The sequence below is a fragment of the Hymenobacter chitinivorans DSM 11115 genome, from assembly GCF_002797555.1.
GTDB classification, from domain to species: Bacteria; Bacteroidota; Bacteroidia; order Cytophagales; family Hymenobacteraceae; genus Hymenobacter; species Hymenobacter chitinivorans.
On the sequence record NZ_PGFA01000001.1, the window covers coordinates 1 to 23,670 of the forward strand.

At 61.1% G+C, this 23,670-nt stretch carries 25 protein-coding genes; 7 read left to right on the forward strand and 18 right to left on the reverse strand.

What is annotated here, in order from left to right; all coding sequences use genetic code 11:
* On the reverse strand, positions 1-3,170 hold a 3,170-nt coding region (locus tag CLV45_RS00005; protein WP_394338472.1), incomplete at its 3' end, for a beta strand repeat-containing protein.
* 489 nt (positions 3,171-3,659) lie between these two features.
* On the opposite strand from CLV45_RS00005, the gene CLV45_RS00010 reads away from it, so the two are divergent.
* Positions 3,660-4,631 carry a hypothetical protein gene (locus CLV45_RS00010; RefSeq protein ID WP_100334353.1) on the forward strand — a complete coding sequence of 324 codons (972 nt, stop codon included), beginning with the start codon at positions 3,660-3,662 and terminating at the stop codon, positions 4,629-4,631.
* An 81-nt stretch (positions 4,632-4,712) separates the two neighbouring features.
* On the opposite strand, the gene CLV45_RS00015 is transcribed toward CLV45_RS00010, so the two are convergent.
* From CLV45_RS00015 to CLV45_RS25420, 8 genes are all read right to left on the reverse strand, one after another.
* A complete protein-coding gene (locus CLV45_RS00015; protein ID WP_157807188.1) occupies positions 4,713-5,723 on the reverse strand; it encodes a hypothetical protein in 1,011 nt (336 codons plus the stop codon).
* A gap of 100 nt (positions 5,724-5,823) precedes the next feature.
* Positions 5,824-6,018: a hypothetical protein gene (locus CLV45_RS00020; RefSeq protein ID WP_100334355.1), complete on the reverse strand. Its 195-nt coding sequence runs from the start codon at positions 6,016-6,018 to the stop codon at positions 5,824-5,826.
* Positions 6,019-6,208: 190 nt separating this feature from the next.
* Positions 6,209-7,051 (reverse strand): hypothetical protein, encoded by an 843-nt coding sequence (locus CLV45_RS00025; protein WP_100334356.1) that lies wholly within the window; start codon positions 7,049-7,051, stop codon positions 6,209-6,211.
* Positions 7,052-7,303: 252 nt separating this feature from the next.
* On the reverse strand, positions 7,304-9,919 hold the full coding sequence (gene clpB, locus CLV45_RS00030) for an ATP-dependent chaperone ClpB (RefSeq protein ID WP_100334357.1): 2,616 nt from the start codon (positions 9,917-9,919) through the stop codon (positions 7,304-7,306).
* A gap of 146 nt (positions 9,920-10,065) precedes the next feature.
* Positions 10,066-10,815 carry an Abi-alpha family protein gene (locus CLV45_RS00035; protein WP_100334358.1) on the reverse strand — a complete coding sequence of 250 codons (750 nt, stop codon included), beginning with the start codon at positions 10,813-10,815 and terminating at the stop codon, positions 10,066-10,068.
* A 71-nt stretch (positions 10,816-10,886) separates the two neighbouring features.
* Positions 10,887-11,342: a type II toxin-antitoxin system VapC family toxin gene (locus CLV45_RS00040; protein WP_100334359.1), complete on the reverse strand. Its 456-nt coding sequence runs from the start codon at positions 11,340-11,342 to the stop codon at positions 10,887-10,889.
* On the reverse strand, positions 11,339-11,578 hold the full coding sequence (locus CLV45_RS00045; protein WP_100334360.1) for a hypothetical protein: 240 nt from the start codon (positions 11,576-11,578) through the stop codon (positions 11,339-11,341). Before CLV45_RS00045 ends, CLV45_RS00040 begins: the two co-directional genes overlap by 4 nt.
* A gap of 246 nt (positions 11,579-11,824) precedes the next feature.
* Positions 11,825-12,529, reverse strand: coding sequence for a hypothetical protein (locus CLV45_RS25420; protein WP_100334361.1), 705 nt, complete (start codon positions 12,527-12,529; stop codon positions 11,825-11,827).
* A gap of 564 nt (positions 12,530-13,093) precedes the next feature.
* Here CLV45_RS25420 and CLV45_RS00060 point away from each other — a divergent pair.
* Positions 13,094-13,627: a DinB family protein gene (locus tag CLV45_RS00060; RefSeq protein WP_100334363.1), complete on the forward strand. Its 534-nt coding sequence runs from the start codon at positions 13,094-13,096 to the stop codon at positions 13,625-13,627.
* A gap of 12 nt (positions 13,628-13,639) precedes the next feature.
* Here CLV45_RS00060 and CLV45_RS00065 read toward each other — a convergent pair whose 3' ends face one another.
* Positions 13,640-14,077 (reverse strand): hypothetical protein, encoded by a 438-nt coding sequence (locus CLV45_RS00065; protein WP_100334364.1) that lies wholly within the window; start codon positions 14,075-14,077, stop codon positions 13,640-13,642.
* 283 nt (positions 14,078-14,360) lie between these two features.
* Here CLV45_RS00065 and CLV45_RS00070 point away from each other — a divergent pair, with 283 nt between their 5' ends.
* Positions 14,361-14,810: a DUF1842 domain-containing protein gene (locus tag CLV45_RS00070; RefSeq protein WP_100334365.1), complete on the forward strand. Its 450-nt coding sequence runs from the start codon at positions 14,361-14,363 to the stop codon at positions 14,808-14,810.
* A 339-nt stretch (positions 14,811-15,149) separates the two neighbouring features.
* Here CLV45_RS00070 and CLV45_RS00075 read toward each other — a convergent pair whose 3' ends face one another.
* Both CLV45_RS00075 and CLV45_RS00080 read right to left on the reverse strand, forming a co-directional pair.
* Entirely contained in the window at positions 15,150-15,683 is a 534-nt protein-coding gene (locus CLV45_RS00075) for a hypothetical protein (RefSeq protein ID WP_100334366.1), read from the reverse strand.
* Positions 15,684-15,731: 48 nt separating this feature from the next.
* Positions 15,732-16,307: a hypothetical protein gene (locus tag CLV45_RS00080; RefSeq protein ID WP_100334367.1), complete on the reverse strand. Its 576-nt coding sequence runs from the start codon at positions 16,305-16,307 to the stop codon at positions 15,732-15,734.
* A gap of 299 nt (positions 16,308-16,606) precedes the next feature.
* Between CLV45_RS00080 and CLV45_RS00085 the strand changes: the two genes are divergently transcribed.
* Together CLV45_RS00085 and CLV45_RS00090 are read left to right on the forward strand one after the other, a co-directional pair.
* Positions 16,607-17,203: a Crp/Fnr family transcriptional regulator gene (locus CLV45_RS00085; protein ID WP_100334368.1), complete on the forward strand. Its 597-nt coding sequence runs from the start codon at positions 16,607-16,609 to the stop codon at positions 17,201-17,203.
* A 71-nt stretch (positions 17,204-17,274) separates the two neighbouring features.
* Entirely contained in the window at positions 17,275-17,709 is a 435-nt protein-coding gene (locus CLV45_RS00090; RefSeq protein ID WP_211289881.1) for a carboxymuconolactone decarboxylase family protein, read from the forward strand.
* Between the two features lie 435 nt (positions 17,710-18,144).
* Here the strand turns inward: CLV45_RS00090 and CLV45_RS00095 are convergent, their stop codons facing one another.
* The 6 genes from CLV45_RS00095 to CLV45_RS00120 form a co-directional block, all read right to left on the reverse strand.
* Positions 18,145-18,555, reverse strand: coding sequence for a hypothetical protein (locus CLV45_RS00095; RefSeq protein ID WP_100334369.1), 411 nt, complete (start codon positions 18,553-18,555; stop codon positions 18,145-18,147).
* Positions 18,556-18,557: 2 nt separating this feature from the next.
* Entirely contained in the window at positions 18,558-19,106 is a 549-nt protein-coding gene (locus CLV45_RS00100) for an ImmA/IrrE family metallo-endopeptidase (RefSeq protein ID WP_100334370.1), read from the reverse strand.
* Positions 19,107-19,172: 66 nt separating this feature from the next.
* Positions 19,173-19,673, reverse strand: coding sequence for a hypothetical protein (locus tag CLV45_RS00105; protein ID WP_100334371.1), 501 nt, complete (start codon positions 19,671-19,673; stop codon positions 19,173-19,175).
* A gap of 64 nt (positions 19,674-19,737) precedes the next feature.
* Positions 19,738-20,325, reverse strand: a complete 588-nt coding sequence (locus tag CLV45_RS00110; protein ID WP_245882496.1) for a GNAT family N-acetyltransferase — start codon at positions 20,323-20,325, stop codon at positions 19,738-19,740.
* Between the two features lie 52 nt (positions 20,326-20,377).
* Entirely contained in the window at positions 20,378-21,295 is a 918-nt protein-coding gene (locus CLV45_RS00115; RefSeq protein WP_100334372.1) for a DUF5996 family protein, read from the reverse strand.
* 64 nt (positions 21,296-21,359) lie between these two features.
* Positions 21,360-22,310, reverse strand: a complete 951-nt coding sequence (locus CLV45_RS00120; protein WP_100334373.1) for a 1-phosphofructokinase family hexose kinase — start codon at positions 22,308-22,310, stop codon at positions 21,360-21,362.
* Positions 22,311-22,445: 135 nt separating this feature from the next.
* Here CLV45_RS00120 and CLV45_RS00125 point away from each other — a divergent pair, with 135 nt between their 5' ends.
* Both CLV45_RS00125 and CLV45_RS00130 read left to right on the forward strand, forming a co-directional pair.
* Entirely contained in the window at positions 22,446-22,694 is a 249-nt protein-coding gene (locus tag CLV45_RS00125; RefSeq protein ID WP_100334374.1) for a hypothetical protein, read from the forward strand.
* A gap of 386 nt (positions 22,695-23,080) precedes the next feature.
* Positions 23,081-23,605 carry a (2Fe-2S)-binding protein gene (locus tag CLV45_RS00130; RefSeq protein WP_100334375.1) on the forward strand — a complete coding sequence of 175 codons (525 nt, stop codon included), beginning with the start codon at positions 23,081-23,083 and terminating at the stop codon, positions 23,603-23,605.
* Positions 23,606-23,670 lie beyond the last annotated feature (65 nt).

The window sequence follows — 23,670 nt, forward strand, 5'->3', positions numbered from 1 at the left end:
ACGGTGTTGGTGACGGTGTAGGTGCCCGCGGCGGAGGCGGCCAGGTTGATGGCCCCGGTGCTGGCGTTCAGGCTCAGGCCCGTGGTGGAGCTGAACGAGCCGGCCGAAGCTCCGGTGGCCAGCGTGGGCGTCACCGAGCCGGTGCTGCCGGCGCAGTATGTGCCCGCCGCATAGCTGAAGCCCGCCGTCAGGGCATTGGTAATAGTCACGGTGCGGGTGCTGCTGCTAGGGCAGGTACCCCCCACGCTGTAGGTGACGGTGTAAGTGCCGGGCGTGGAAGCGGCCAGGTTGATGGCGCCGGTGGTGGCATTCAAACTCAGGCCGGCGGCCGAGCTAAAGGTGCCGCCCGTGGTGCCCGTCACGGTAGCCGTGGGGTTGGTGCCGCTCACGCAGAACGTAGTGCCGCTGTAGCTGAACGTAGCTGAAGTAGCGGGGTTGACCGTCACGGCCACCGCAGCCGAGGTGGCCGAGCAGCCGCCGTTGGTCACAATGACCGTGTAGCTGCCGCTGGCCGTAGCCGAGTAGGAAGCCGACGTAGCGCCGGCTATGTCCGCGCCATTGAGTTGGTACTGGTAAGTAGCCCCGGTTACCGGTGCCGCCGTCAGTACCACCGAGCCGCCCTGGCAGAAGGTGGTGGGGCCGCCGGCCGTCAGCGTGGCCGTGGGGGCCGCGTTGATGGTCACCGTGGCGGTGGCCGAAGTGGCCGTGCAGTTACCCGAAGCCGCTACCGAGTTGGTCACAGTGTAGGTGCCAGGCGTGGAGGCGGCCAGGTTGATAACACCGGTGCTGGCATTGAGGCTCAAACCCGCAGTCGAGCTAAACGTGCCCGCTACTGCGCCAGCGCCCAGAGTCGGGCTAGCCGTGCCCGTCGCGCAGTACGGCGTAGCGGCGTAGCTGAAGCTGGCCGACAGCGCGTTGGTAATGGTTACTGTTTGCGTGCTCGACGAAGGACAGGTGCCGCCCACGCTATAAGTCACGGTGTAAGTGCCGGGCGTGGAAGCCACCAGGTTGATGGCGCCCGTCGAAGCGTTGATGCTCAAGCCCGCATTTGAGCTAAACGTGCCGCCCGTGGTGCCGCTGATGGTGGGCGTGGGGTTGGGGCCACTCTGGCAGAAGGCTGCCGCCGAGTAGGCAAACGTGGCGGTAGTCGCGGGGGTGACCGTCACGGCTACCGGAGCCGAAGTAGCCGAGCAACCGCCCGTCGTGCGGATACTGACCGTGTAGCTGCCGCTGGCCGTGGCCGAGTAGGAAGCCGACGTAGCACCGGCTATGTCCGCGCCGTTGAGCTGGAACTGGTAAGTAGCACCCGCCGTGGTGGGGGCCGTCAACACTACTGAGCCACCCTGGCAGAAGGTGGTGGGGCCGCCGGCCGTCAGCGTGGCCGTGGGGGCCGCCTGAATCGTTACCTGCGTGCTGGCCGTGGAGGCGGCGCAGCTACCCGAGGCCGCCACCGTATTGGTTACGGTGTAGGTGCCGGGCGTACTGCTGCTCAAGGTAATGACTCCCGTTGCCGGGTCCAGGGTCAGGCCGCCGGGCGTAGCCGAAAAGGTGCCGGCGCTGGCACCGCTGCCAAACACGGGCGTGGGGTTTGTAGCTCCCGCTACGCAGTATATGGCGCCCGAATACGAGAAAGTAGCCAGGGGTGCCGAGGTAATCGTAACGGTCTGCACCCCGGTCGACGGGCAAGGGCCACCCACCCGGTAGGTGACGGTGTAGGTGCCGGGTGCGGAAGCGGCCAGGTTGATGGCGCCGGTGCTGGCATTCAAACTCAAACCAGTAGTTGAGCTAAACGTGCCGCCCGTGGTGCCGCTGATGGTGGGCGTGGGGTTGGTGCCGCTCTGGCAGTACGACGAGGCTCCGTAGCTGAACGTGGCCGTGGTAGCCGGGCTGATGGTAACCGAAGTGCTGGCCGTGACGGCAGCGCAGGTGCCAGAAGCGGCTACCGTATTGGTGATGGTGTAGGTGCCCGGCGTGCTCGTAACCAGGTTGATAGCGCCAGAAGTGGGGTTGATGCTCAGGCCCGCCGTCGAGCTAAACGTGCCGGCCGTGGCCCCGGCGGCCAGCGTGGGTGCCGGAGTGGCCCCGTCGCCGCTGCAGTAAGTGGGGTTGAAGTAGCTAAAAGTAGCCGTAGGCGCCGCCGTGATGGTCACCGTGGCCGTGCTGGAGCAGTTGCTGCCAGTAGCGTAGGTGACGGTGTAGGTGCCGGGCGTGGAAGCGGCCAGGTTGATGGCGCCCGTCGAAGCGTTGATGCTCAAGCCCGCATTTGAGCTAAACGTGCCGCCCGTGGTGCCGCTGATGGTGGGCGTGGGGGTAGTACCGTTGGTGCAGAAGGTGTTGGCTGAATAAGTGAAGGCCGCGTTGCAGTTGGAGCTGGTGCTGGCCTGGCCCACCACGCGCACGTCGCGCAGCAGGGCATACCGCCCGGCGCTGCTGCTGCCGCTGGCGTAATACAGGCGGATAGTCAGGGTTTGGCCACCGGTAATGGTCACGCCACTGCCCGAGGCCATAGCCAGCCGGTAGGTTTGGTTGGAGCCGGTATTCTGGTTGCGCAGGAAAATAGGGTCGGCAAAGGTGCCGGTGCCGGTGCCCGGCGTGGTAGTGCGCGTGGTCAGCGGACCGATGGGGCCACTACCGCCACCGGCTATTTCCGCTGAGTCGGTGCTGAAGCCCGACTTGGAATAAGCCACGGCCAGCTTCAGGTTACTGGCCGTGTTGTTGAAGGCCGACCACAGTACCAAAGAATCCACCCGGACGGTGGCGTTGGCCGTGGCCGTCACCGTAAACTGGGCGTAATATACCCGGTTCAGGTTGCTGCCCGGCAGCGGCACAAACGACCCGTCGCCGCTGGACGAGGAGCCGAAAGCCTCCCCGAACTGCGACGAGTAGGGTTTGATGGCCGTGCCCAGCGTGGGGTCGGAAAGGTAGAAATTGCGCAGGCTGGAGGTGCTGGGTAGGATGCCAGTAGCCCGCACGGCGGCGCTGTCCTGGCTGTTGACCTTCAGCGGCCACCACTGCAGGCGGCCAGTGGTAGTGGTTTGGGCGTGGCTAAGCGGGGCGCTGGTCAGCAATAGCAGCAAGGCCCAGAGCAGCCGCCAACCAGCTGGCCGCCGCGCAGTGAGGGTGCGGTGGTCTGGGCCAGACCGCCGGCAGGAAAGTAAGATTGCAGTCATAAGAACTGGAAGTAGGAATGAGAAATGGGAGAGGGCGTAAGTGGGAGAATGCAGAAAAAATCCTTTTTGCGGCAGCGTAGCCCCGCGTGACCAGAAGCCGGCTGCGTATGCCAGTACGGCAACGGAAGAGAAAGGGTACACCCGCCCCACGGATTTATGCACGAGTTCTGAAAAGGGCTTCTGCGGCCCTGCCTGGGTGTATTTGCGCAAGCCCCACCCGACTTTTTACTCGGCCCGGCCGGGCTTGCTGCCGCCAATAACGCAGGGCGGGGAGCGGCGGATAGGAAGCGCCGCTATATAGATTTAACGCTTTATTAAAGTCAATTTGTCTAACTGCAAGTCCGTTACCGGGTTCCAGCTGCTAAGCTGGTGCCAACCGGCTTGTCAACTAGCTGGATTGCAACCCACAAAACTCCCCAGATAATGCCCTGATTTTTGGGTCATTGTTGTACTTTTGGAGGAAATCTGTCTTCTATCTATTACTGCCGTATGCCCCCTCGTTTACTTCTGCTGCTTAGCTTCTTTCTCGTTACTACCCTGCTCCCCCAGGCCGGGCAGGCCCAAAGTGCCCGCAAACGGGCCCGCTTAGCTGCCGCTGGGCCCGTGCTTACCCGCAAAGACACTGCCTATGCCGTGCATGAGCTGTTTTTTCAGCGCCGCACCGGCGGAGCTTTTTTCACCGGCTACGGTGTAGCTATGACCGGCATCGTGGCCGTCGGCTCCCTTGCCAACCCACCCAAAGGCAGCGGGGAAGTGCTGCCATCCATTGGCGTCGTTGCCGTTATGGGGGCCTTGCCCATCTGGCTGGGCGTGAGTAAGCACCGCCGCTACAACCTGAGCCGGGAGCAAGTAGTGCTGACTGACTACGCCAAAACCGGCTTCCTGGACCGTAAGTACCGCCGGCGGCTGCGCGGCATCTGCCGGCCCGTGCCCGGCAACCGCACCTGGCCCGCCGTTGTGACTGATACGCTGGCTCCGGGTGCTCTTCCCCCCGTGGCCGCCACTCCCCCCGCTACTCCCGCTACCGATTCGGCCGCCCGGGTCCGGCCAGCTGCCGCTACGGGCTATACCATGGCCGATTCGCTGGACGCCGTGGCCGGCTTGTTTGCCAGCCGGCGGCTGGGCGGACAAATTCCGCTGCTGGCCGTGCTGCCCGCCGCCCGCCTCATGACGGGTAGCAGCGGCAAGGAATACAACATGTACACGGGCCAGTTTGAGGATAAAAAAGCGTCCGGTGGGGCTATAGCGGCGGGTCTGGGCCTGGTGGTCGGCAGCTTTACCTACATGATTTTGCACAACAGCCCCTACACCCAAGCCAAGCTGGCCGAAATCCGCACGGCCTGCGAGGCCGGCGCGCCCATTCCGGCCAAGGTGCGGGTGCTGCTCAAGCCCCGGCACTTCGAGGCCGGCCGGGAGGAGCGTAACCGGCAGCTGCGCCGCGCCGCCCGCAAGATTCATTAGGCTGGCTACCAGATATACCAACCAAAAGCCCCGCGAAAGTCAATTTCGCGGGGCTTTTTACGTCAGGCTGAGTAGGTCAGCTTAAAAACCCACCTTGGTAATGGCAAACCGGGGCGAGGTGGCCTGGAAGGGGTAGAGCACGTAGGCATCGGCGGGGGTGCGGCGGGTAATGGTGGTAGGGCTGACGGCCCCGGTGGCAAATTTGCCCGACTCCGCCGCCGAAGTCCAGTTGTTGGTCGTGGTCAGGCGAAACACGGTGCTCTGGCCCCCCGACACGAGCAGCAGCGTCTGCGGGTCGAAGAGCAGCAGGCCGTCGGCCCCGGTTAGGCTTTGGGAAACCGCCACTTTGGTAAACAAAACCGGGTTGCTCAGCAGTACTTTGTACAGGCTGCCGTCACTGGTTTTGGCAACTAGTAAGTAGCCGTCTGGATGGTACACAATACCGTTGAGCCCGAAGCCGCCACCCCCGCTGAACTCAGCGTTTTCCAGGAACACGGTGGCGTTGCCCTGCAAATCGAGCTTGTAGATAACCGGGGCAAAGCTGTCGGTGATGTAGGCGTTGCCCTGCCCATCCACGGCAATGTCGTTGGCAAAGTGCTGGGTGTAGGTGGCCGCCTTGCTGCCCAAATCAGTGTAGGAAATCAGGGCGCCGGTGGTGGCGTTGAAGCTGGCCACGGCCGCCAGTTTGCGCAGCGTGGCCGCCGAGGTGCGGCTGCTGTTGCCACCGGCATCCGACACGGCAACCAGCACCCGGTTGCGGCCCGCGTCCAGGTTCAGGCCAATAGTGGAAATCAGTTGGGCATTATCGGCCAGCACGGCGTACGTGCTGTCGTCCTTGACGGTACCAATCTGGCCCTTGGTGCGGGAGCTGACCAGAAACCGCTTGTTGGCTTCGTCGTACTGCACGCCCTCGGGCGAAAGCGCCGCCTGGGGCACGGTTATCTTGGCCGGGTTGGCCGGGGTGGTTGGCGTCTCGTCGTCATCGGAGCAGCTGGTCAGTGCACCGGTAAAGGCCAGGGTAAAAGCCGCCAGACGTGCTAGACTAAACAAGGAAAACTGCCCAGTCGAAGGGAGCAGGGAAGAGTAAGGCATGATACAGCAGGTAAGGGTTAACGGTTCAGCTACTGCAGTGCATACGGGCCTTGTCGCGAACTGATTGAATGAAATTGCGGCTTACGTGCCCTGGTGTTGCTTATTCCTGCCCCAACTCGTTGTCCGCCGACGTTTCTTTTTTATCCACCTGTTCTGTTTTAGGATCGGTGTCGATGAACCGTTCCCGCTTCTGGTGAATCGGGGCGGCGCTGGTGAAGCCCCCGCCGGCCGCAGCTAGCAGCAGCATGGCAATCAGGCCCAGGAGGCGCAACAGTTTCTTTGGGCTTTTCATCATGATGCCTCAGAGAAAGCCTTGCCAGCTAAGAGCGGCTGGAGCTTTTGCCTCTAAAACCAGCCCAATACTTATTGATCTGCCATCTAGGAAAGGTCACGGCTGTCGTAGCTTTAATTCCACTCGCCGGGCTGCGTCCCACCGTCGCGTCAGCTAAGGCAGTCATTTCCGTAATCGTATGCGTTGCAGGCAATCAATTGCCCACGCGTCGCAACAGGTTAATAGCCATCAGATAGGGCATAATGAACGGAATGGCTGGAATAGATACGGCAAAACTGGCTATTGCCAGTGGTGCGGGCACGCCACGGCCGGGCAAGGAGCACAACACGACGCCCACCAGGCTGACTAGTATATAGACAGTACAAGCGGCGGGCTTCAACAAGCTTGTCCGCCTCATTGAGACGGCAAACGCTATTGTGGCTACGTAAATAAGCGCGACTTCAACGATGGTGATTGACTCAAATAATGCCCTAACGGGTAGATACCAATCAGGCCTGTTTGCAGAAGCCGAGGCCGTGAATAAGCGGTACGATTCTGTCAAATAGCTTCCCCAGAAAGCCATGTTGATAATAAATAGGGGAGTAGCAACAACGACAGCCGTGCTGCCCAGCCGCGAATACAGGCTTTCCCCGGCCTCTTTTAAGTATTCTCGCAGCAGCATAAACCCACCGGCTGCTATTAACCCGGCAATAATTAGGATATAATACCGGATCTGCTGTTCCGTGGCAGTGGCCACCCACGCGGCAGCATTAGCTGGCAGGGGGCCTATACCCGCGAAAATGGATATTAACACCCACGGCCCGATAAGAAACAGGCCAATGACAGCTATGCGCTTTTTATTGGCATCTGGCCCTCGACTAAGGTGCCCGCCCAGAACCCAGGCCGCCAGTAGCATCAGGCAGGCATGGAGCAGCCAAATCGGCAAATAGATTTTATAGCTGCTGTGCCCGCTGGCAAATGCAATAATGAGCCCTAGAAAGGGAACCAACGTCAGGTAGACCTGGCTGATATTCCGCGCGTATCGACTTGCCTGCATAGCGTATGTTCTTTAGCGTGACCTGGGAGATGAAGCAATTCTTTTGCTTATATAACCTTATATTTGAATATATATAATTCATTCTAATAGCCAGCTTGTTGAGTAAAAAGAAAGCCCCGCCGGCAACTGCCAGCGGGGCTTCAAGAGGTTTATTGGCTTGTCAAGTTGGAAGGCTCAGCACATTTCAGAGGACGGACTGACGCCGCTTGAGGCGCGGAATGTCGTCCCTCCTCGCAATGACCGGCCCTGGGCTTACACCCCGGGAATCTCCACGTCCACGTTGACGAAGCGGATGTGGTCGTCTTCGAGCACGGCTTCTACCACGGCATCCTTGGTGACGCGGCCCGAGAGGATGTCTTTCGACAGCTCGTTGAGTACCAGGCGCTGCAGCACCCGCTTCAGGGGGCGGGCGCCGAACTGCGGGTCGAAGCCCTGCTCGCCGAGGTAGCTGAGCACTTCGTCGGTGGCTTCGAGGCGGATACCGGCTTCTTCCAGGCGCTGCTGAATCTGCTTGAACTGGATGTCGACAATCTTGCGGATTTCCTTGCGCTTGAGGGGCTGGAACATCACAATTTCGTCGATGCGGTTCAGGAACTCGGGGCGCATGTGCTGCTTGAGGCGCTCCACCACTTCCTCGCGGGTGCGGTCTACCACCTCGTCGTGGTTGTAGTCATTGAGCTCCTTGAAGTTCTTCTGAATGATGTCGGCGCCCGTGTTGGAGGTCATGATGATGATGGTGTTCTTGAAGTTCGCCACCCGGCCTTTGTTGTCGGTGAGGCGGCCGTCGTCGAGCACCTGGAGCAGGATGTTGAACACGTCGGGGTGGGCCTTCTCGATTTCGTCGAGCAAGATGACCGAGTAGGGCTTGCGGCGCACGGCCTCGGTCAGCTGCCCGCCTTCGTCGTAGCCCACGTAGCCGGGAGGCGCCCCGATGAGGCGGGACACGGCGTGGCGCTCCTGGTACTCGCTCATGTCGATGCGGACCATGCTGTTCTCATCGTTGAACAGGTACTCGGCCAGGGCCTTGGCCAGCTCGGTTTTACCCACGCCGGTAGTGCCCAGGAAGATAAACGAGCCGATGGGCCGCTTGGGGTCCTGCAAACCGGCCCGGGAGCGGCGCACGGCATCCGAAATGGCGGCAATGGCTTCGCTCTGCCCGGCTACGCGCTTGCCCAGCTCGGCTTCGAGGTTGAGCAGCTTCTCGCGGTCCGACTGCAGCATCTTGCTCACCGGAATGCCGGTCCACTTGGCTACTACCTCAGCAATGTCCTCGTGGGTGACGACTTCCTGGAGCATGTGGCCGCCGTCCTTGTTGGCGTTGGCTTCGTCCTGCAGGGTTTTGAGCTTGGCTTCGGCTTCCTGAATCTTGCCGTAGCGCAGCTCGGCCACGCGGCCGTAGTCGCCCTGGCGCTCGGCCTGCTCGGCTTCGACCTTGAACCGCTCAATGGCTTCCTTCTGCTCCTGAATGTTGGTCAGGACGGACTTCTCGTTTTCCCACTGGGCTTTCAGGGAGTCGCGCTTGGCCGACAGCTCGCTGAGCTCTTTATTGAGCACGTTTTCCCGGTCCACGTTTTCCTCGCGGCGGATGGCTTCGCGCTCAATCTCGAGCTGCATGATGCGGCGCTGCACTTCGTCCAATTCCACGGGCATGGAGTTGAGCTCGATGCGGAGCTTGGCCGCGGCTTCGTCCATGAGGTCGATGGCCTTGTCGGGCAGGAACCGGTCGGTGATGTAGCGGCTGCTCAGCTCGACGGCGGCAATAACGGCGTCGTCGGTGATGCGTACGCCGTGGTGGAGCTCGTACTTCTCCTTGATGCCGCGCATAATGCTGATGGCGTCCTCAATGGTGGGCTCATCGACCATGACGGCCTGGAAACGGCGCTCCAGGGCCTTGTCCTTCTCGATGTACTTCTGGTACTCCTTGAGGGTGGTGGCCCCGATGGAGTGCAGCTCGCCGCGGGCCAGGGCGGGCTTGAGCAGGTTGGCCGCGTCCATGGCGCCTTCACCGCCGCCACCGGCCCCAATCAGGGTGTGCATCTCGTCGATGAACAGGATGATCTGGCCTTCGGAGTCGGTGACCTCCTTGATGACGGACTTGAGGCGCTCTTCAAACTCGCCCTTGTACTTGGCCCCGGCAATGAGCAGGCCCATGTCGAGGGACATGATGATCTTGTCCTTGAGGTTTTCGGGCACGTCGCCGGCCACGATGCGCTGGGCCAGGCCCTCGACAATGGCGGTTTTGCCGACGCCGGGCTCACCGAGCAGGACGGGGTTGTTCTTGGTGCGGCGCGACAGAATCTGGAGGACGCGGCGGATTTCTTCGTCGCGGCCGATGACGGGGTCCATCTTGCCGGTGCGCACCTGCTCGTTGAGGTTGCGGGAGTAGCGGTTGAGGCTCTGGTACTGGTCTTCGGCAGTCTGGGAGGTGACTTTGCGGCCCCCGCGCAGCTCTTTGATGGCGGCTTTGAGGTCTTTCTCGTTGAAGCCGGTGTCTTTGAGCAGGGTGGCGGTGGCGTCTTTGCCGCCGAGCAGGCCCAGCAGCAGGTGCTCCACGGATACGTATTCATCGTCGAACTCCTTGAGGAAGCCGGTGGCGCGCTGCAGAGCGGCGGCGGCTTCGTTGGAGAGGTAGGGGGCGCCGCCGCTTACTTTGGGGTAGCCGGCCACGATGGTATCGAGGCGGGGCGTGAGGATGTTGAGGTTGACGCCCAGCTTTTTGGCCAGAAACGAGAGGACGTTCTCGTCGCTCTGGAAGAGGCCCTTGAGCAGGTGGCCGGTATCAATGGCCTGCTGCTGGTTGCCCCCGGCAATTTCAGTGGCCTTCTGCACAGCCTCCTGTGCCTTGATGGTATAGTTATTAAAGTTCATGGCTTGCTAGAGTCTTAGGTAGGCTTCGGGTTAGGAAGGTCTACGAGGGGCATAGCAAACGGGGTGCAGAAGAGGTTTTTCTGACGTTTTGGCGGGGTTTGGGTAGTTGCTTGTGTTATGTTTGAGTCAAAATGTCTTATTGTGTATCAGGTACATAATTCAACAAACACAACGCCTAGTCTAGTAATTCTAACTTTGATATAGTCGCTCACATCAACTTCTACATCAACCTCTAATTCCTCAAAGTCTTCGTTTGGCTTTTCAACTTTAACATCAACCTCCACTTCATATTTTAATGTGCCCAACGCAACAAGATTAGAAATTTGTATTTCTATATCTTCAAGAGAGCATCCTAATCCCCTTGCCAAAGACTTTATTTCGAAACTAAAAATATCTACAGGAAAGTCCTCGGCTTTAACTTCTGGAAGCTTAATTATTGCATATGCATTCTGTTTGGCGGCTTTTTCTTTTCTGCCTTTTATATATTTATTATAAATATTGTCTAATAGCTCTGCCTCGTCGTTAGATATTTTGTTCAATATTTCTACAGCATTCTGTTGAGATACTACAGGTAAAGGTCGTAACAAAATGTTCTTAATGAGTTTAGACCAACGCTCTTGAAGACTCTCTTCTTCTTCCAATGAAGAATATTCAAGCAATGGAGAAAGAACCTTTAAACTGATTTTTTGAGTGTCAATACTATTCTCTGTTAAGTAGCTTTGAGCTTTTTTAAGAATTTTAACTTGATTCTTAAATCTCCTTAAGCGCACCTGGTCAGCAATCATTTCACCTGTTTCTTCAAAGGCTTTGCCAAATAGACCTTTGATTAATCCTTGTGCTTTGTCGGATGTAGCGGCCTCAATGGCTTTGCTAGCAATTATTTCTCCTCCTGTCATTGTTTTTGTGTACTAAGGGTAGTATTTCTAAACGTTTATCATTGATGCACAGCTAAACTCGCGCTAGGACTCTACTGTAATGCCGGTGCAAGTATTAGGTCTGACCTTGGTGGGGTGTCAATCCAGTTTTCCAGTTGGAGGCCGCTTAGGTTGGTGAAGTGGCGGGTGTTGCGGGTGACGAGGGTGAGGCTGTGGGTAAGGGCGGTGCAGCCGATGAGGATGTCGAAATCGTCGATGGGGCGGCCGGCGCGGCGTAGGTGGGCTTTTTGGGCGGCGAATATTTCCAGGGTAGGGCCAATAGGAAGTACTTGTTCGGCAAACAGCTCCCGGAATTCGGTTATCTGCTGGTGCTGCCGGACCTGCCAGACCGGGGCGCTGTTGGCCGCGCCGAAGAGCAGTTCGGCAATTGTAATTTCAGATAGGAAACATTTGGCCAGACCAATTGCGGCTAGCTTTTTATCTAACTGATGCTCTCCGCGCAGGAAATGGACGCAGATGTTGGTATCGAGCAGATAGCCGGCGCTCATAGCTCGATATCAGGGCGGTTACTTTGGCGGGACTCCTGCAATTGCCGGTTGATTTCGTCGCCGGTTTTGTTGGACTGCCAGGAGCCGAATAGGGCCAGAAAACGCTGCTCTCGCTCTTCCGCGGATATTTCAGCGGCTGGGGTAGCAGTAGCCTTGACGCCCAGCCGTTGCGCCAGACTTAGCAGCAAGTGCAGGTCGGAATCGTTGGTTGGCTCTAGTAATAGGGTAGTGGGCATGGTGAGCGAGATTAGGACAGGGGAGAAGCACAGTGCCGTACTAGCTAAGTTACGGCAAATCCTTTGTTTCGCTCATTGATAGCGGGTGCTTAATAGGGGTTACAGACAGGTATAGACGGTAATAGGAGTAAAAAAGCCCACGCACGGGCGTAGGCTTTTTCGGCAGGTGCTTGGTGTAGCAAGCAGGCGAAGCGCAAGAGGTCCTTCGTTGCGCTTCGGCAAGCTCAGCATGACAGGTGGTTAGGGTTACTCGGGTTTGATTGGGGGGTGTTCGTCTTCGCCGGGGCTTTGCTGTTTGCCGGGGCGGTCGATGATTTGGCGGGCGGCGGTAACGCGGTGGTAGAATTCGGGGTGGGAGCGGGCGTACTTGCGCATGCTGCGGTCGAGGCGGTCTTCTAGGAGGGTGGCTAGCTCGCTGAATTTGGCTTTGATGGCGAGGCGGGCGGCTTGGCCTTTGGTGGTTTCCTGGCGCGGGTCGTTCTTGCCGGTGCTGAAGGCGGCGAGGGCGGCTTTTAGCTCGGCGAGGCGCTCGGGGGTAACATCGTACTTTTCGAGGGCCTGGGCGTGGGTGGTGGCGTGGTCGAGGATTTCCTGGGCGGTGTCGGTGAGGGCGGTGGCGCGCAGGTTGAGCAGGGTGCCGTAGCTGTGGTTGGCGGCGTTCTGGAGGGGGCGGTCGGTTTTGGCGGTGGCGTAGGCGTAGAGGTCACCGGCTACTTCGCCGGCGCTGACGGCCAGCAGTTCGCGGCGGTCGGTTTTGGCGTCGGTCTTGCCCTTGGTGGCTTTGGGCCGGATTTTCTGGCGCAGGGGCTCGAGGTCGGTGGTGAACTGCTGGAGGTCGGCGATGATATCCTGCAGGGCCTGGTCGCGCTGGTAGGGGGTGGCGTCCTCACGCAGGGCGGCCAGGGTGTTTTCGGCGGCGGTGAGCCGGTTGTCTTGTTTGGCGGTAAGCATAAAAGGCAGAGGGGGATAAGTAGAAAAAAGAGAATTGAACGACGTGAATAGGTATGGATAGAAGCGGGACAGTAGCGTAGCTCAAGAGTAGGAATATTCTGTCATATTATAGCATAAGCTGGGCAGAAAAAAGTAGTGACCAGGCTTTGAACACCTGGGGCCAGGCTTTGGACGACCGAATCCAGGCTTTGGATGATTGAGGCCAAGCTTTGGCCGCCGTGGCCAGGCTTTGGAGAACTGTGGCTAGGCTTTGGACGACCGGGGCCGGGCTTTGGAGGATTGTGACTACGCTTTGGACACTTGGGGCCGGGCTTTGGAGTGCCGAGGCCGGGCTTTGGTGCGTTGGGACCGGGCTTTGGCCGGTTGCGCCCGGGCTTTGGACGGTTGGGGCCAGGCGTTGGATGGCGGCGGTATGTCTTTGGCAGGTTGGGGTGGTTGCTGGGCGAAGCGGGGCTACCGGCAGGGGCTGAGAAGGCCCCCAAAGGGTTAGTAGGCAAGCACGCGGGAGGCGGGTACTACGGGAAATGGTGTACTATTGCGCCCACCAACTATTACTGCTTCGCCATGACTACGCCGCAGCTACTAGAGGCGCTTACTGCCGCGCACGAGGAATTTGCCGGGACCGTGGAGGCCCTGGATGCCAACGACTTTTTGCGCAAGCCCCCGGGGAAATGGAATGCCGGCCAGCACCTGGACCACATCCTGCGGGGGGTGAGCCGGGTGGGTGGGGCGCTGAAGCTGCCGGGGATGGTGCAGGGCTGGCTGTTTGGTAAGACTACTGAGCCGGCCGGGTCGTACGAGGAACTGGTGGCGCGCTACCAGCAGGTGCTGGCGGGGGGCTTTACGGCTACCGAGTCGTTTTTGCCGGACGAAGTGGGGGCGGCCCAGCAGCGGGAGCTGCCCGAGAAGCTGCGGGCCGAGGTGGCGCGGCTGACGCGGCGGGCGGCGGGCTATTCGGAAGCGCAGCTGGACACCCACCTGCTGCCCCACCCGGCGCTGGGCAAGCTCACGCTGCGCCAAATGCTCTACTTCACGCTCTACCACGTGCGGCACCATCAGCGCCTGGTACTGCGGGGGCTGGGCCGGGCGGAGCGGTAGGCGACTGGGGCCTTACCGCTGGCGGGTGTATTCGCGGGTGCCGCCGAGCAGCTGGGCCGAGGCTTCGAGCTGCTGCCAGGACGGGGAAGCGGCCTGCTTTTTCTTGCCGGGGTAGCGGACGGTGGGGTCGGTGGCGCTGTTGACCAGGCTGGTGGCCGTCAGGTATACTTTGGCCCCGCGGATGGTAGCGAGGATGGTGTCCGGGGACTTGGGCTGGGGCGTGAGGGCGAAAACCGGCTTAGGAGCGTTGGGTTGCCGCACGGTGTAGCCATTGGCGGCAAACACCGAAGTCGTTTTTTGGAGGGCCGTGCTGCTGTCGGGTAGGGTGACGATAATGGTATTGGCGCCTTTGAAGGGGGAATCCAGAATCAGGGTGTGGGTCACCTTGAGCTGGGCGAAGCAGGCCGGGGCGCTGAGCAGGAGGGCGGCGGAGAGAAGCAGGGCTTTCATGGCTAGCAAGGAAATGGCTGGTTGATACCTGCTCAGATAGCGGCAGCCGGGCAACCGTTGCCTGCCCGCAGGGCCGGGGCCGAGAATAAGACCGGGCCCCAGTGTTTTTACGCGTCGCCGGGTGGAAATACCTGGTTTTGAAAAGGGGCTTTTCTACCGGGAATAGACTGCTGGGCGGGCCGTTCCTTTACAACTGTGTTGACCGGGGTAAAACCGGCGGGCACCGGCGGAATCCGAAAAGCCGAAGCAAGAGAGTAGGAAACCTGCCCAACCAACCCCTTTTATGTCAACCACTCTGTCAGCCACCCCCGAAGCCCCCGTAGCTAGCACCTCCGAAGCCCCTTTGGCTAGTCTTTACCGCGCCTGCGGCACCATCGGCAACGCCGGGATGCCCGGGGCTCCTATTGCTCATTTCTCGCTGCTGGTCAACCCCGCGGGCGGCAAGGTAGTAGGCGCCGTGCACATCACCCAGGCCATTCAGGGCCCGGGCTCCGATATTGAGGTTTACAACGTCCAGGGCACCGTCTCGGAGCTGGTGTGGGGTGCCAAGGAAACCAAGGTTGTGCAGCTGACCGGCTCGTACATTTATAGTGTTCCGCCGCCCGCCATTGGCACCTTCCAGGCGGAGTTCACGGCCCACATGGTCGTGGGTTCGGACTGGAACGGCCAGGGTGGCTTCAGCTACGGCGGTAAGCAGATCAACAACGTACCAGTAACCAGCACCGACTGCTAAGCACCCGGCCGCTGCCTGCGCTGCCTGATAAGCGGCCGGCTTGAGACAGAAACGCCCGTTGACTTTCCCGAGTCAGCGGGCGTTTGTGCGTCGGGTCGGGGCAATACTGCGGCGGGGTGTTTGGGGGGACTGGCTGCTCACGTATGGTTGGCGGCAGGCATTCGGGGGTGCCCCACGTTTGGAGCCGGCAACAAAAAGGCCGGGTTCGGGGGCCTGCCGGGCGGGTTGCGGGGAACAACCAGGGGCAGGCCGCCGAACCCGGCCAGGGGGTATTTTCTTCAACTTTTCCACCCTCACCACCCCGTTGCAGCACAGGAAGCGGGCGGGGGAACTTCGGAATTAAGCCAACCGGGGGCTGGTAGGGGAGCCGGGGGCGGCAGCGCGGCGAAACAGCCGGGCCGCGGCCACCCACAGGCCGGCAAAGAGGGTGTTGAGCACGAGTACCCAGACCACGCCCATATTCAGCGCCGGCCGCCAGATCAGCAGGGCCACAAACGGCACGGCAAACTGGGCAAGGGCGGTGGCCAGCAGGGCGCGGGCCATGCCCAGGGGCCGGAGCCGGGCTACTGCGGCCCCGACGAAGCCGACGACCAGCACGGCGGCGTAAAGCAGGTTGGCGGGGTTGTCTTCGCTGCCAATGAAGCCCACGGCCAGGTTGCCCCACACCAGCAGCAGGGAAGCGGCCACGGTGACGCCGACGGCCAGGCGGTAGGCGCCCCTGCGGGACCAGCCGGCCACGACCAGACCCAGCAGGCCCGCGCCCAGTAGCGCGATGCCGGCCGTAACGAAGTGCGCGGTACTCGCGGGGCGGCCCGGGGTAAGCAGCAGGGCCGCCAGCGCAAGTAGCGGGGGAAACGGGGAAGCCAGGGTCATGGGAAGAATGCTGGGAAGAAACCTGGTGGGGTGACGCCGACTCCCGGCTTACGCCAGGCGCTGCTGCAGGGAGGACGCAGGGCCGCTGGCGCGGCGGAACAGCCAGCCCGATACGGCCCAGAGGGCGGCAAACCCGGCGTTGGCCCCGACGACGTTTAAGAGGTGAACCGAGGGCTCGGCGGCGGCCCCGGCGGGCGTCCAGACGAACAGGGCCAGGGCGGTAATAACGAGGTAGGTGAGGGAGGCGGCAAACATGGCGTTGGACATGCCGCGGGGTCGGAAGCGGGCCACCAGGGCCCCAATAAAGGCGACGGCCAGGACCCCGGCGTAGAGCTTATTGGCGGGGTTATGCTCACTGCCCACCAGGCCGACGGCCGCGTTGGCCCACACCAGCAACAGGCCCGCGGCCACGGCCACGCCGGCGGCTGCCCGGTAGAGCGGGTTGGTAGCCAGGCGCGCAGCCAGGACAAACACCAGGCCCGCCCCGAAGAGCAAAACGCCGGCGAAGACGAAGTCGGAGAGGGTCCAGTTTACTTCGGCGGTGAACTGCATGGCTACCAACGGAATCAGGAGCAGGAGGCCGGTGGCCAGGGCCACGCGCAGCAGGCTTTTGGTGAGGTTCATGACGAGAAAAGCTAGGAGTTTGAGGCAGGAGAAAAGCGCCGGAGCCGGCCACCACGCCTGGGCCGGAGGCACTTGCGCAGCAGCGAAACAAAGCAAGTGAAAGAACTTTGTATTTCAAAGTAAGGGCAAGATATTTTTACTTGAAGTGGTGCTAATGGTTTCGTCGGCAAAGACTTGGAGTGAGCGGGAGCGGCGTGGTGGGCTGCTGGGGCGGAGTTAGGCCGGGCCTGCCGGTAGTCGAACCCAACTCAGGCGCCCGGAAAATTTGTAGTATGGTGCCCGCCAGATATCTTCCTGCTATGTACGCGCCCCTACTGGCCCACATTGCCCGTTACGTTGCCCTGACCGAGTCGGAGGAGGCACTGCTGTGCTCGTACCTGCGGGTGCAGACCATTGGCCGCAAAGACCATCTGTTGCGGGAAGGGCAGGTGTGCGCCGCTAACTATTTTGTGCTGCAGGGCTGCCTGCGCACTTACCTGGTGAGTGAGAAAGGCACGGAGCAAACCATTCTGTTCGGCATCGAAAACTGGTGGCTGACCGATTACGCCAGCCTCGATACCGGGCAGGCTTCGCAGTTCAATATTCAGGCCGTGGAGGCTACGCAGGTAGTGGTCTTGGCGCAGGACGTGCAGGAGGAGGTGTTTCGGCGGCTGCCGCCGCTGGAGCGCTACTTCCGGCTGGTACTGCAGCGGGCAGCCGCGGCGGCCCTGTTCCGGATCAAGTTTCTGTATAGCATGTCGGGGGAGGAGCGCTACCGGCATTTCAGCCACGCCTGGCCGGGATTTGTGCAGCGGGTGCCCCAGTACATGCTGGCGTCGTTTCTGGGCTTTACGCCCGAATTTTTGAGCAAGATCCGGGCAAAGGTGGAGCCTGAGCAGAGGGCCGGCATTTCTTAATCTAGATTAAGGAGAAACGGCGGGGCAGCGCGGACCTTTGATGCATTCTTCAACCTAACCTCTTGTTGACCATGCGTTTCAACCTGCAAGCCCTCGAGCCCGAATCCTACAAAGCCATGTTCGGCCTCGAAAAATACCTGGCCGGCACCGGGCTCAGCGCCACCCACCGGCACCTGCTGAAAATGCGGGCTTCCCAACTCAACGGCTGCGCGTACTGCCTCAACATGCACAGCAAGGAAGCCCGCAAGGATGGCGAAACCGAGCAGCGGCTCTACCTGCTCCCGGCCTGGCGGGAAACGACGCTGTTTACGCCCGCGGAAAAAGCCCTGCTGGCCCTCTGCGAGGAAGTCACGCTGCTCAGCCAGGGTGGCGTTTCGGACGCTACCTACCAGCAGGCCGTGGCCGCCTGCGGCGAGCAGTACGTGGCCCAGGCTCTGATGGCTATTATCGTTATCAATGGCTGGAACCGGATTGCGGTTACGACCCAGCTGCCGCTGGAGGCCTGAATGGCGTGGAGTACCCTGCCAGACTGGGAGAGGAACAACTATTTACTCGAAAAGTGCAGGTAAATAGGCGGAGTGAAAAGTCTCGGCTCCGGGGCCGTGGCGGAGTGGCTAATATCCACTTACGGCTATTTAAAGGGCCCTTGGTTAGTTTTGCGCCGCCCGACGGGTTATTTTGTAAAGTCTACAAAACCGAAAAGCTGGATTGGTTGCCGGAAATTGGGGCGCCTACTTTGGGACACCAATTACCCAATTCATCAGCGCAATTCGCAATCCTACGCTTACCCTTATTTAGCTATCCTAGATTGAATCCGGGGCCCGTCACTACCAAGTGAGCGGGCCCCGACTATTTTGCTTCCGTACTGAAGCCGGTGAGCAGCATCCCAAGATCAGCCTACCACTGCGCGAGCGGCGGGTGGTCGGGCTGCCCGACGTTGCTTAGAGCTCCTTAATCAGCTGTAAAAACTCGGTGCCGACCTGCGGAAACAGGTAGCGCAGCACAATCAGCACCATCGACACGATTTCGGCGAAGACGGCCAGCACGAAGATTTTCGACAAGTCCGCGTCGACGTGCAGCACGTTGAAGCCGATGAGGAAAAAGCAGGTGTTGACCAGCAGGATCTGGAAGGCCAGGGCCCCCAGAATGCACCAGGCCACTTTCTGGCGCAGGCTGCGCTCGGCCTCGTGCTGCTGTTTCCAGGCCGTCACCAGGGTTTGCAGCTTGTAGCTCTGGTCGCGGGCCCGGGTCACGCGCTCAAAGGATTCGAGCTCCCCGGGGTTGACCTGCTCGCCCACGGCGGCCACTTGGTTGCGCAGTTCGGGCGGCAGGGCTTGGAGTAAGTCGGCCATCCTTAGCGCAAGCCTAGTTCCGCCATGCGGTAGCCCATGGCCTGCTCCGACACGCCAAAGCGCCAGGCCAGATAGTCGATGTCGGGGTTGTGGGCAAACTCGCGGCGCATCAGGGGCTCGGGCATGAGCAGGGCGGCGGCAAAGCGGTTGGCCTCAATTTCACGGGCCCGGTCGGCGTCGGGAATCGAGTCGGAAAACTGCTCCCGAAACAGGTTGATGGTGCTGTCGACGAAGGAGCCGTCGGCTTCGGCCAGGTGCAGGAAGTGGTGGGCCAGCTCGTGGGCAATGGTAAACCGCTTGCGGCTGGCCGGGTCCGAGCCTTTGACCAGGATGATGGTGCCGCTGCTTTGCTTGGTAATCATACCCGAAAGGCTGTCCTGGGCAAACTCGGCGTTGTGCACGGTAATATCGTGCTGCTGGGCCAGGCTCACCGGGTCGATGGGCAGGTTAGCCGCCGCCCCGGCCTGCTGCAGCACGGCCTGGGCCCGCGCCTCAATTTCTTTGCGGGTGAGCATTCGGGTTTCGGGCGACATCGACAAAGCGGCAGGCATGCGGAAAAAAGTTCTTAAGACTACGGTAAGTTAGGAACAAACGCGCAAAAACGCGCCGCAGTTCGGTTAGAGCACCACCAGCCGGGCGGCTTGTTGCCGGGTCTCGGGGTCCTGGTACAGAATTTCAAACCGGGAATCGTCCAGGAGTCGGATCCAGCGGACGCCCAGGTCCGGAAAAGCCAGGCTGCGCTGGGTCAGCGTGGTCAGGTCGAACAGAATGACTTCGTGGTAATGCACCAGAAACAGGTAGCGGTCGGAGTAGATATTGCCCCGGAAAGTGGCCGCGCTGGGCCCCAGGCACGAAAAGCCGATGGCCTTGAAGTCGTGGTGCGTGTCGAGGACAAAGCCCCCGCCTTCTTCGGCAATAAAGAAAAAGCGGCCGTCCGGGGAATCCGGCTCATACTTATCGGGCATGTCGGTGCGGGGCCAGCCCCCAAAGTACTTTTCGGTGACCAGCTCCCCGTTGATTTTCAAATCCACTTCCCAGAGCATGCGGCCGTTGTTGGGCTCCACGCAGCCGTAGTGAATCAGCTCGATATCGTGGAATTTTGACTTGATAGAATGCACAGGAATAAGGGTCTACGTGCATGGGCACGGCGGGCTGCCGGGGCCAGAAGCCAAGCCGGCAGCTTTATCGGCCGGCGGGGCCGCTCTGCGCGCGAGTGAGCCACTCTTCTTTGCCCAGCCGGTACACAAAGTTGAGCTTGGGCGCTTCGCCGAAGTAGGCTATTTCTTCCTCGGCAATCTTTTCGGCGCCCAGGCGGCCAATGGCAATCTGGGAGCGGCGGTTGACGGCGCCAATGTGGAAATACACCTGCGCAACGAACTGGAAGATGTAGTCCAGCATCAGGCCCTTCACCAGCAGGTTGAGGCCCGTGCCCCAGTAGCGGGTGGCGTAAAACGTGTAGCCGATGTGGATGCTGGCGTCCTGCTCGTCGGGGCCGTAGAAGCGGGTGCTGCCGGCCACTGCGCCGGTTGCTTTGTCCACTATCTTAAAGGCGCCCTGGCTCTGGAGCGCGCCTTCGAAGAACGTTTGAAATACTTCCCGCTGCCACCGGTCCTTGTTGGGGTGCTGCTCCCAGATCTTGGGGTCGGAAGCTGCCGCGTACAAGTCTGCAAAGTCGTCGGCTTGCAGGGGAAGCAGCAGCACCTGCTGGTTTTCGAGGCGGGGTTGGAGGTTGAGAGGCATCAGGTAGGAGAGGAAAGGCCAGCGGAGCATGTGGCCGGCGGGCAGAACCAGAAAAAGTCAACGGCAAGGACACGGACAGCAGCTAGGGGCGTTCCAGCGCCGGCCGGTCCCAATGGGCCAGCTCGGCGGCGGCCACGTAGGTGCTCTGCAGAAAATCGAGGACGGCCTGGCGCGGGTCGGGAGCCAGGCGGGCCGCTTCGTAGGGCAGAAAGAATTCGCCCATTTCGGGGCTGAAAAACGCGGCGGCGGGCTGCACTGCGGCGTGGGCAAGTTCGGGCAAGCCGGGGTAGGCGTAGCTGTAGAAAGCCGCCTCCTGCCCGTTGCCGCCGGGCCACCAGCCGGCGGCGCACTGCTCGGCCGAGTACGACTCGCGCGTCACCCAATCGGCCAGGTTGGGCATGCCGCCGGGGTGGGGTGGGGCCGGGCGGCCCGAGAAGCGGGTGACGGCCAGGTCAAACGAGCCCCAGAAAAAGTGCACCGGGCTGCACTTGCCCATAAAGCGCCCCCGAAACTCGTTGAGCACTTGGTCGGCCTGCAGCAGCACGTCCCAGAAACGCTCTACGGCCGTTGCGTCGTAGGCCCGGTGGTGCTCGTCTTCGGCAAACGGCGTCACGTCCTCTATTTCCACCGGCACAGGCCAGATCCGGACGTGGATGCCCGCCTCGCGCAGCAGGGCGCGGTAGTGCCGGTAAAAGTCGGCCACGGACCGGGGCTGCAGCGGCATGTCCCACTGCTGGCCGGCGCTGGTGTGCAGGCGCAGCTGGTGGCGGCGAAAGTCGAACACGATTTCGCAGGAGCCGGCGGCAGTAGGCATCGGGCCGGTAGACAGTCCCCGGGGCGTGACGTAAAGCGGTACCTGCCACCAGTGGTTGAGCATGGGGCTCAGCGCCAGGCGGGTCTTACCCACGATTTGCGTCCACAGGTGCAGGGTCTGGCGGGTGTCTTGCCAGGCAGCGGCGGGCAGGGCCGGCCACGGGGTCGGAGAGGCGGAATCCATCATAGCAAGCAGGCAGGGGAAGGGTGTAAATATAGAGTTTTGTGGTTCCCAGCCGCTGCCGCCCGCGCTACGCCGCCGCCGCGGGCATGGTTTGCAGCAGCCAGTGGTAGAGCTTATCCACGTCTGCGCGCCGAAACAGCTCGGTGCCCGGGTTCATGGTGGCCGCCGAGCCGCAGGCCCCGCCCAGGCGCACCACTTCCCGCACCGAGAGGCCCGAAGCCAACCCGTGCACCAGGCCGGCAACCATACTGTCGCCGGCGCCCACGGTGCTGCGCCGCTTCACGGCCGGGGCCGGCACGTGGTCCACCAGCTCCTTCGTGACCACGCAGGCCCCCTGCGGCCCCAGCGACACGACGACAATTTCCGCCTTGCCCTCGCGCACCAGGCGGTGGGCGGCTTCGGCCACGGCCTCGTTGTCGAGCTCATCGACGCCGGCCATTTTGCTGAGCTCCCCCACGTTGGGCTTGGCCAGGAATACGCCTTCTTCCAGCACGCGGAGCAGAGCCGGGCCGGAGGTGTCGACCACCACTTTCACGCCCCGCTCCTTGGCTGCGCGCACCACTTTTACCACAAACTCAGGCTCGACGCCCGGCGGCAGGCTGCCGCTGATTACCAAAAACTCCGGCAGCTGATCAATGTGCTTCAGAGTTTGCAGAATCTGGTGCTGCTCCTCGGCCGAGAGGGCCGTGCCGGGCATGCCGAAGCGGTATTGCTGCCCGCTGGCCGCGTCGACGACAATGAAATTCTCCCGGGTGCGGCTGACCATTTCCACCGGGGCCTGCCGGATATTTTCCTGGGTGAGCAGCTCGCGCAGCAGCGTGCCGCTGGGCCCGCCCACCGGAAACACCGCCAGCGAGTCGGAGCCGAGCCGTCTTAGGGCCCTGGACACGTTAATACCACCCCCGCCGGGCTCAAACTTAGGCGCGGCGCAGCGGATTTTCTGGTCGGGAATAATCTGGTCGGCCGTCGTGCTTTTGTCGACGGTCGGGTTTAGGGTCAGCGTGACGATGGTGTTCATAGCAAGGCAGGTTGCGGGTAGGGGCGCCGGGGCGGCCGTAGACTTTCCGTGTACTAGCAGCCGCCGGCTTGGTTGCGCCGGGCCCTAAACCCGCGGGCAGTATCTTTGCCTTTGCCCCTGCAAATAGCTGCCTCCATGCAAAAATCCCGCGCCTGGCTTGATAAGAACGGCACAAAGCTGCTGCTGAGCGTAAGCCTGCTGCTGCTTGTGAGCGGCATGGTGGGGCAGTGGCGGGGCATGCATAGCGTAGTCCTCGCCGATGGCAACAACCCCGGTCAGGTAAAGATTGCGCCAGTTGGGCTACTGTATGGCTGTGCGGCGGTGCTGCTTGCACTGCTTGCCCTCGTCAAGCGGGAACCCGGCCCAGGGCCACCGCTGGCGTAAAGGCCAAAAAAAGCCGTCGACGCTCTACCCGCCGCTAAGCCAGGCTGCGGCTTCGGCTAGAAGATGTCCGGCTTCGAGTGCCGGTTGTCATGACGTAAAAAAGGCCGGGCCCAAGGCCGAATGTGAATGACCCGGCCGGCCGGGGCTGCCGGGGCCGAATACGGTTTCGGCGGGTTCAGGAATGGGGCTGGGTTTTACCTATAATTAGTATAAATAAGACAAAAGCTGCAAAAAGAGGCACTGCCGCCTCAACAATGGCCAGCTTCCGGGCGTAAGCAAATAGAGTTCAGCTTGGCTGGTCACCCTCAGCTGCGGCTGGTGCGTGCCCCGCCCCTGAACCTACTCGCCCGGCTCTATTCTTTCACCTCACTTATCCGCGCCATCTTATGAGTACAACCACTTCCCAAGCACCCTTGGGCACTTCTACTATTGCCCTGCCGCCACCCACGGGCACCGTCACGCTGAAAATAAACGGCGTGGAGCGGCAGCTGCAAATTGCCCCCTGGACCACCTTGCTCGATGCTCTGCGCGAATACCTGGACCTGACCGGCACCAAAAAAGGCTGCGACCATGGCCAGTGCGGGGCCTGTACGGTGCTCGTCGACGGCAAGCGCATCAACTCCTGCCTCACGCTGGCCGTGATGCAGGAAGGCGCCGACATCACGACCATCGAAGGCTTAGGCACCGAGGAAAAGCTCCACCCGCTGCAGCAGGCCTTTGTCGACCACGACGCATTTCAGTGTGGCTACTGCACCCCCGGCCAGATCTGCTCGGCCGTGGGCATGCTCACCGAGGGCAAGGCCAAAACCACCGCCGAAATCCGGGAGCTGATGAGCGGCAACCTCTGCCGCTGCGGGGCTTACACTAACATCGTGTCGGCCATTGAGGAAGTGCTGAATCAGCAACGGTGAAATAGTGAGTTGGTGCAAGGGTGAGGTGTCGCTTTGACCCCGCCATTGCACCAGCAGAACAAAAA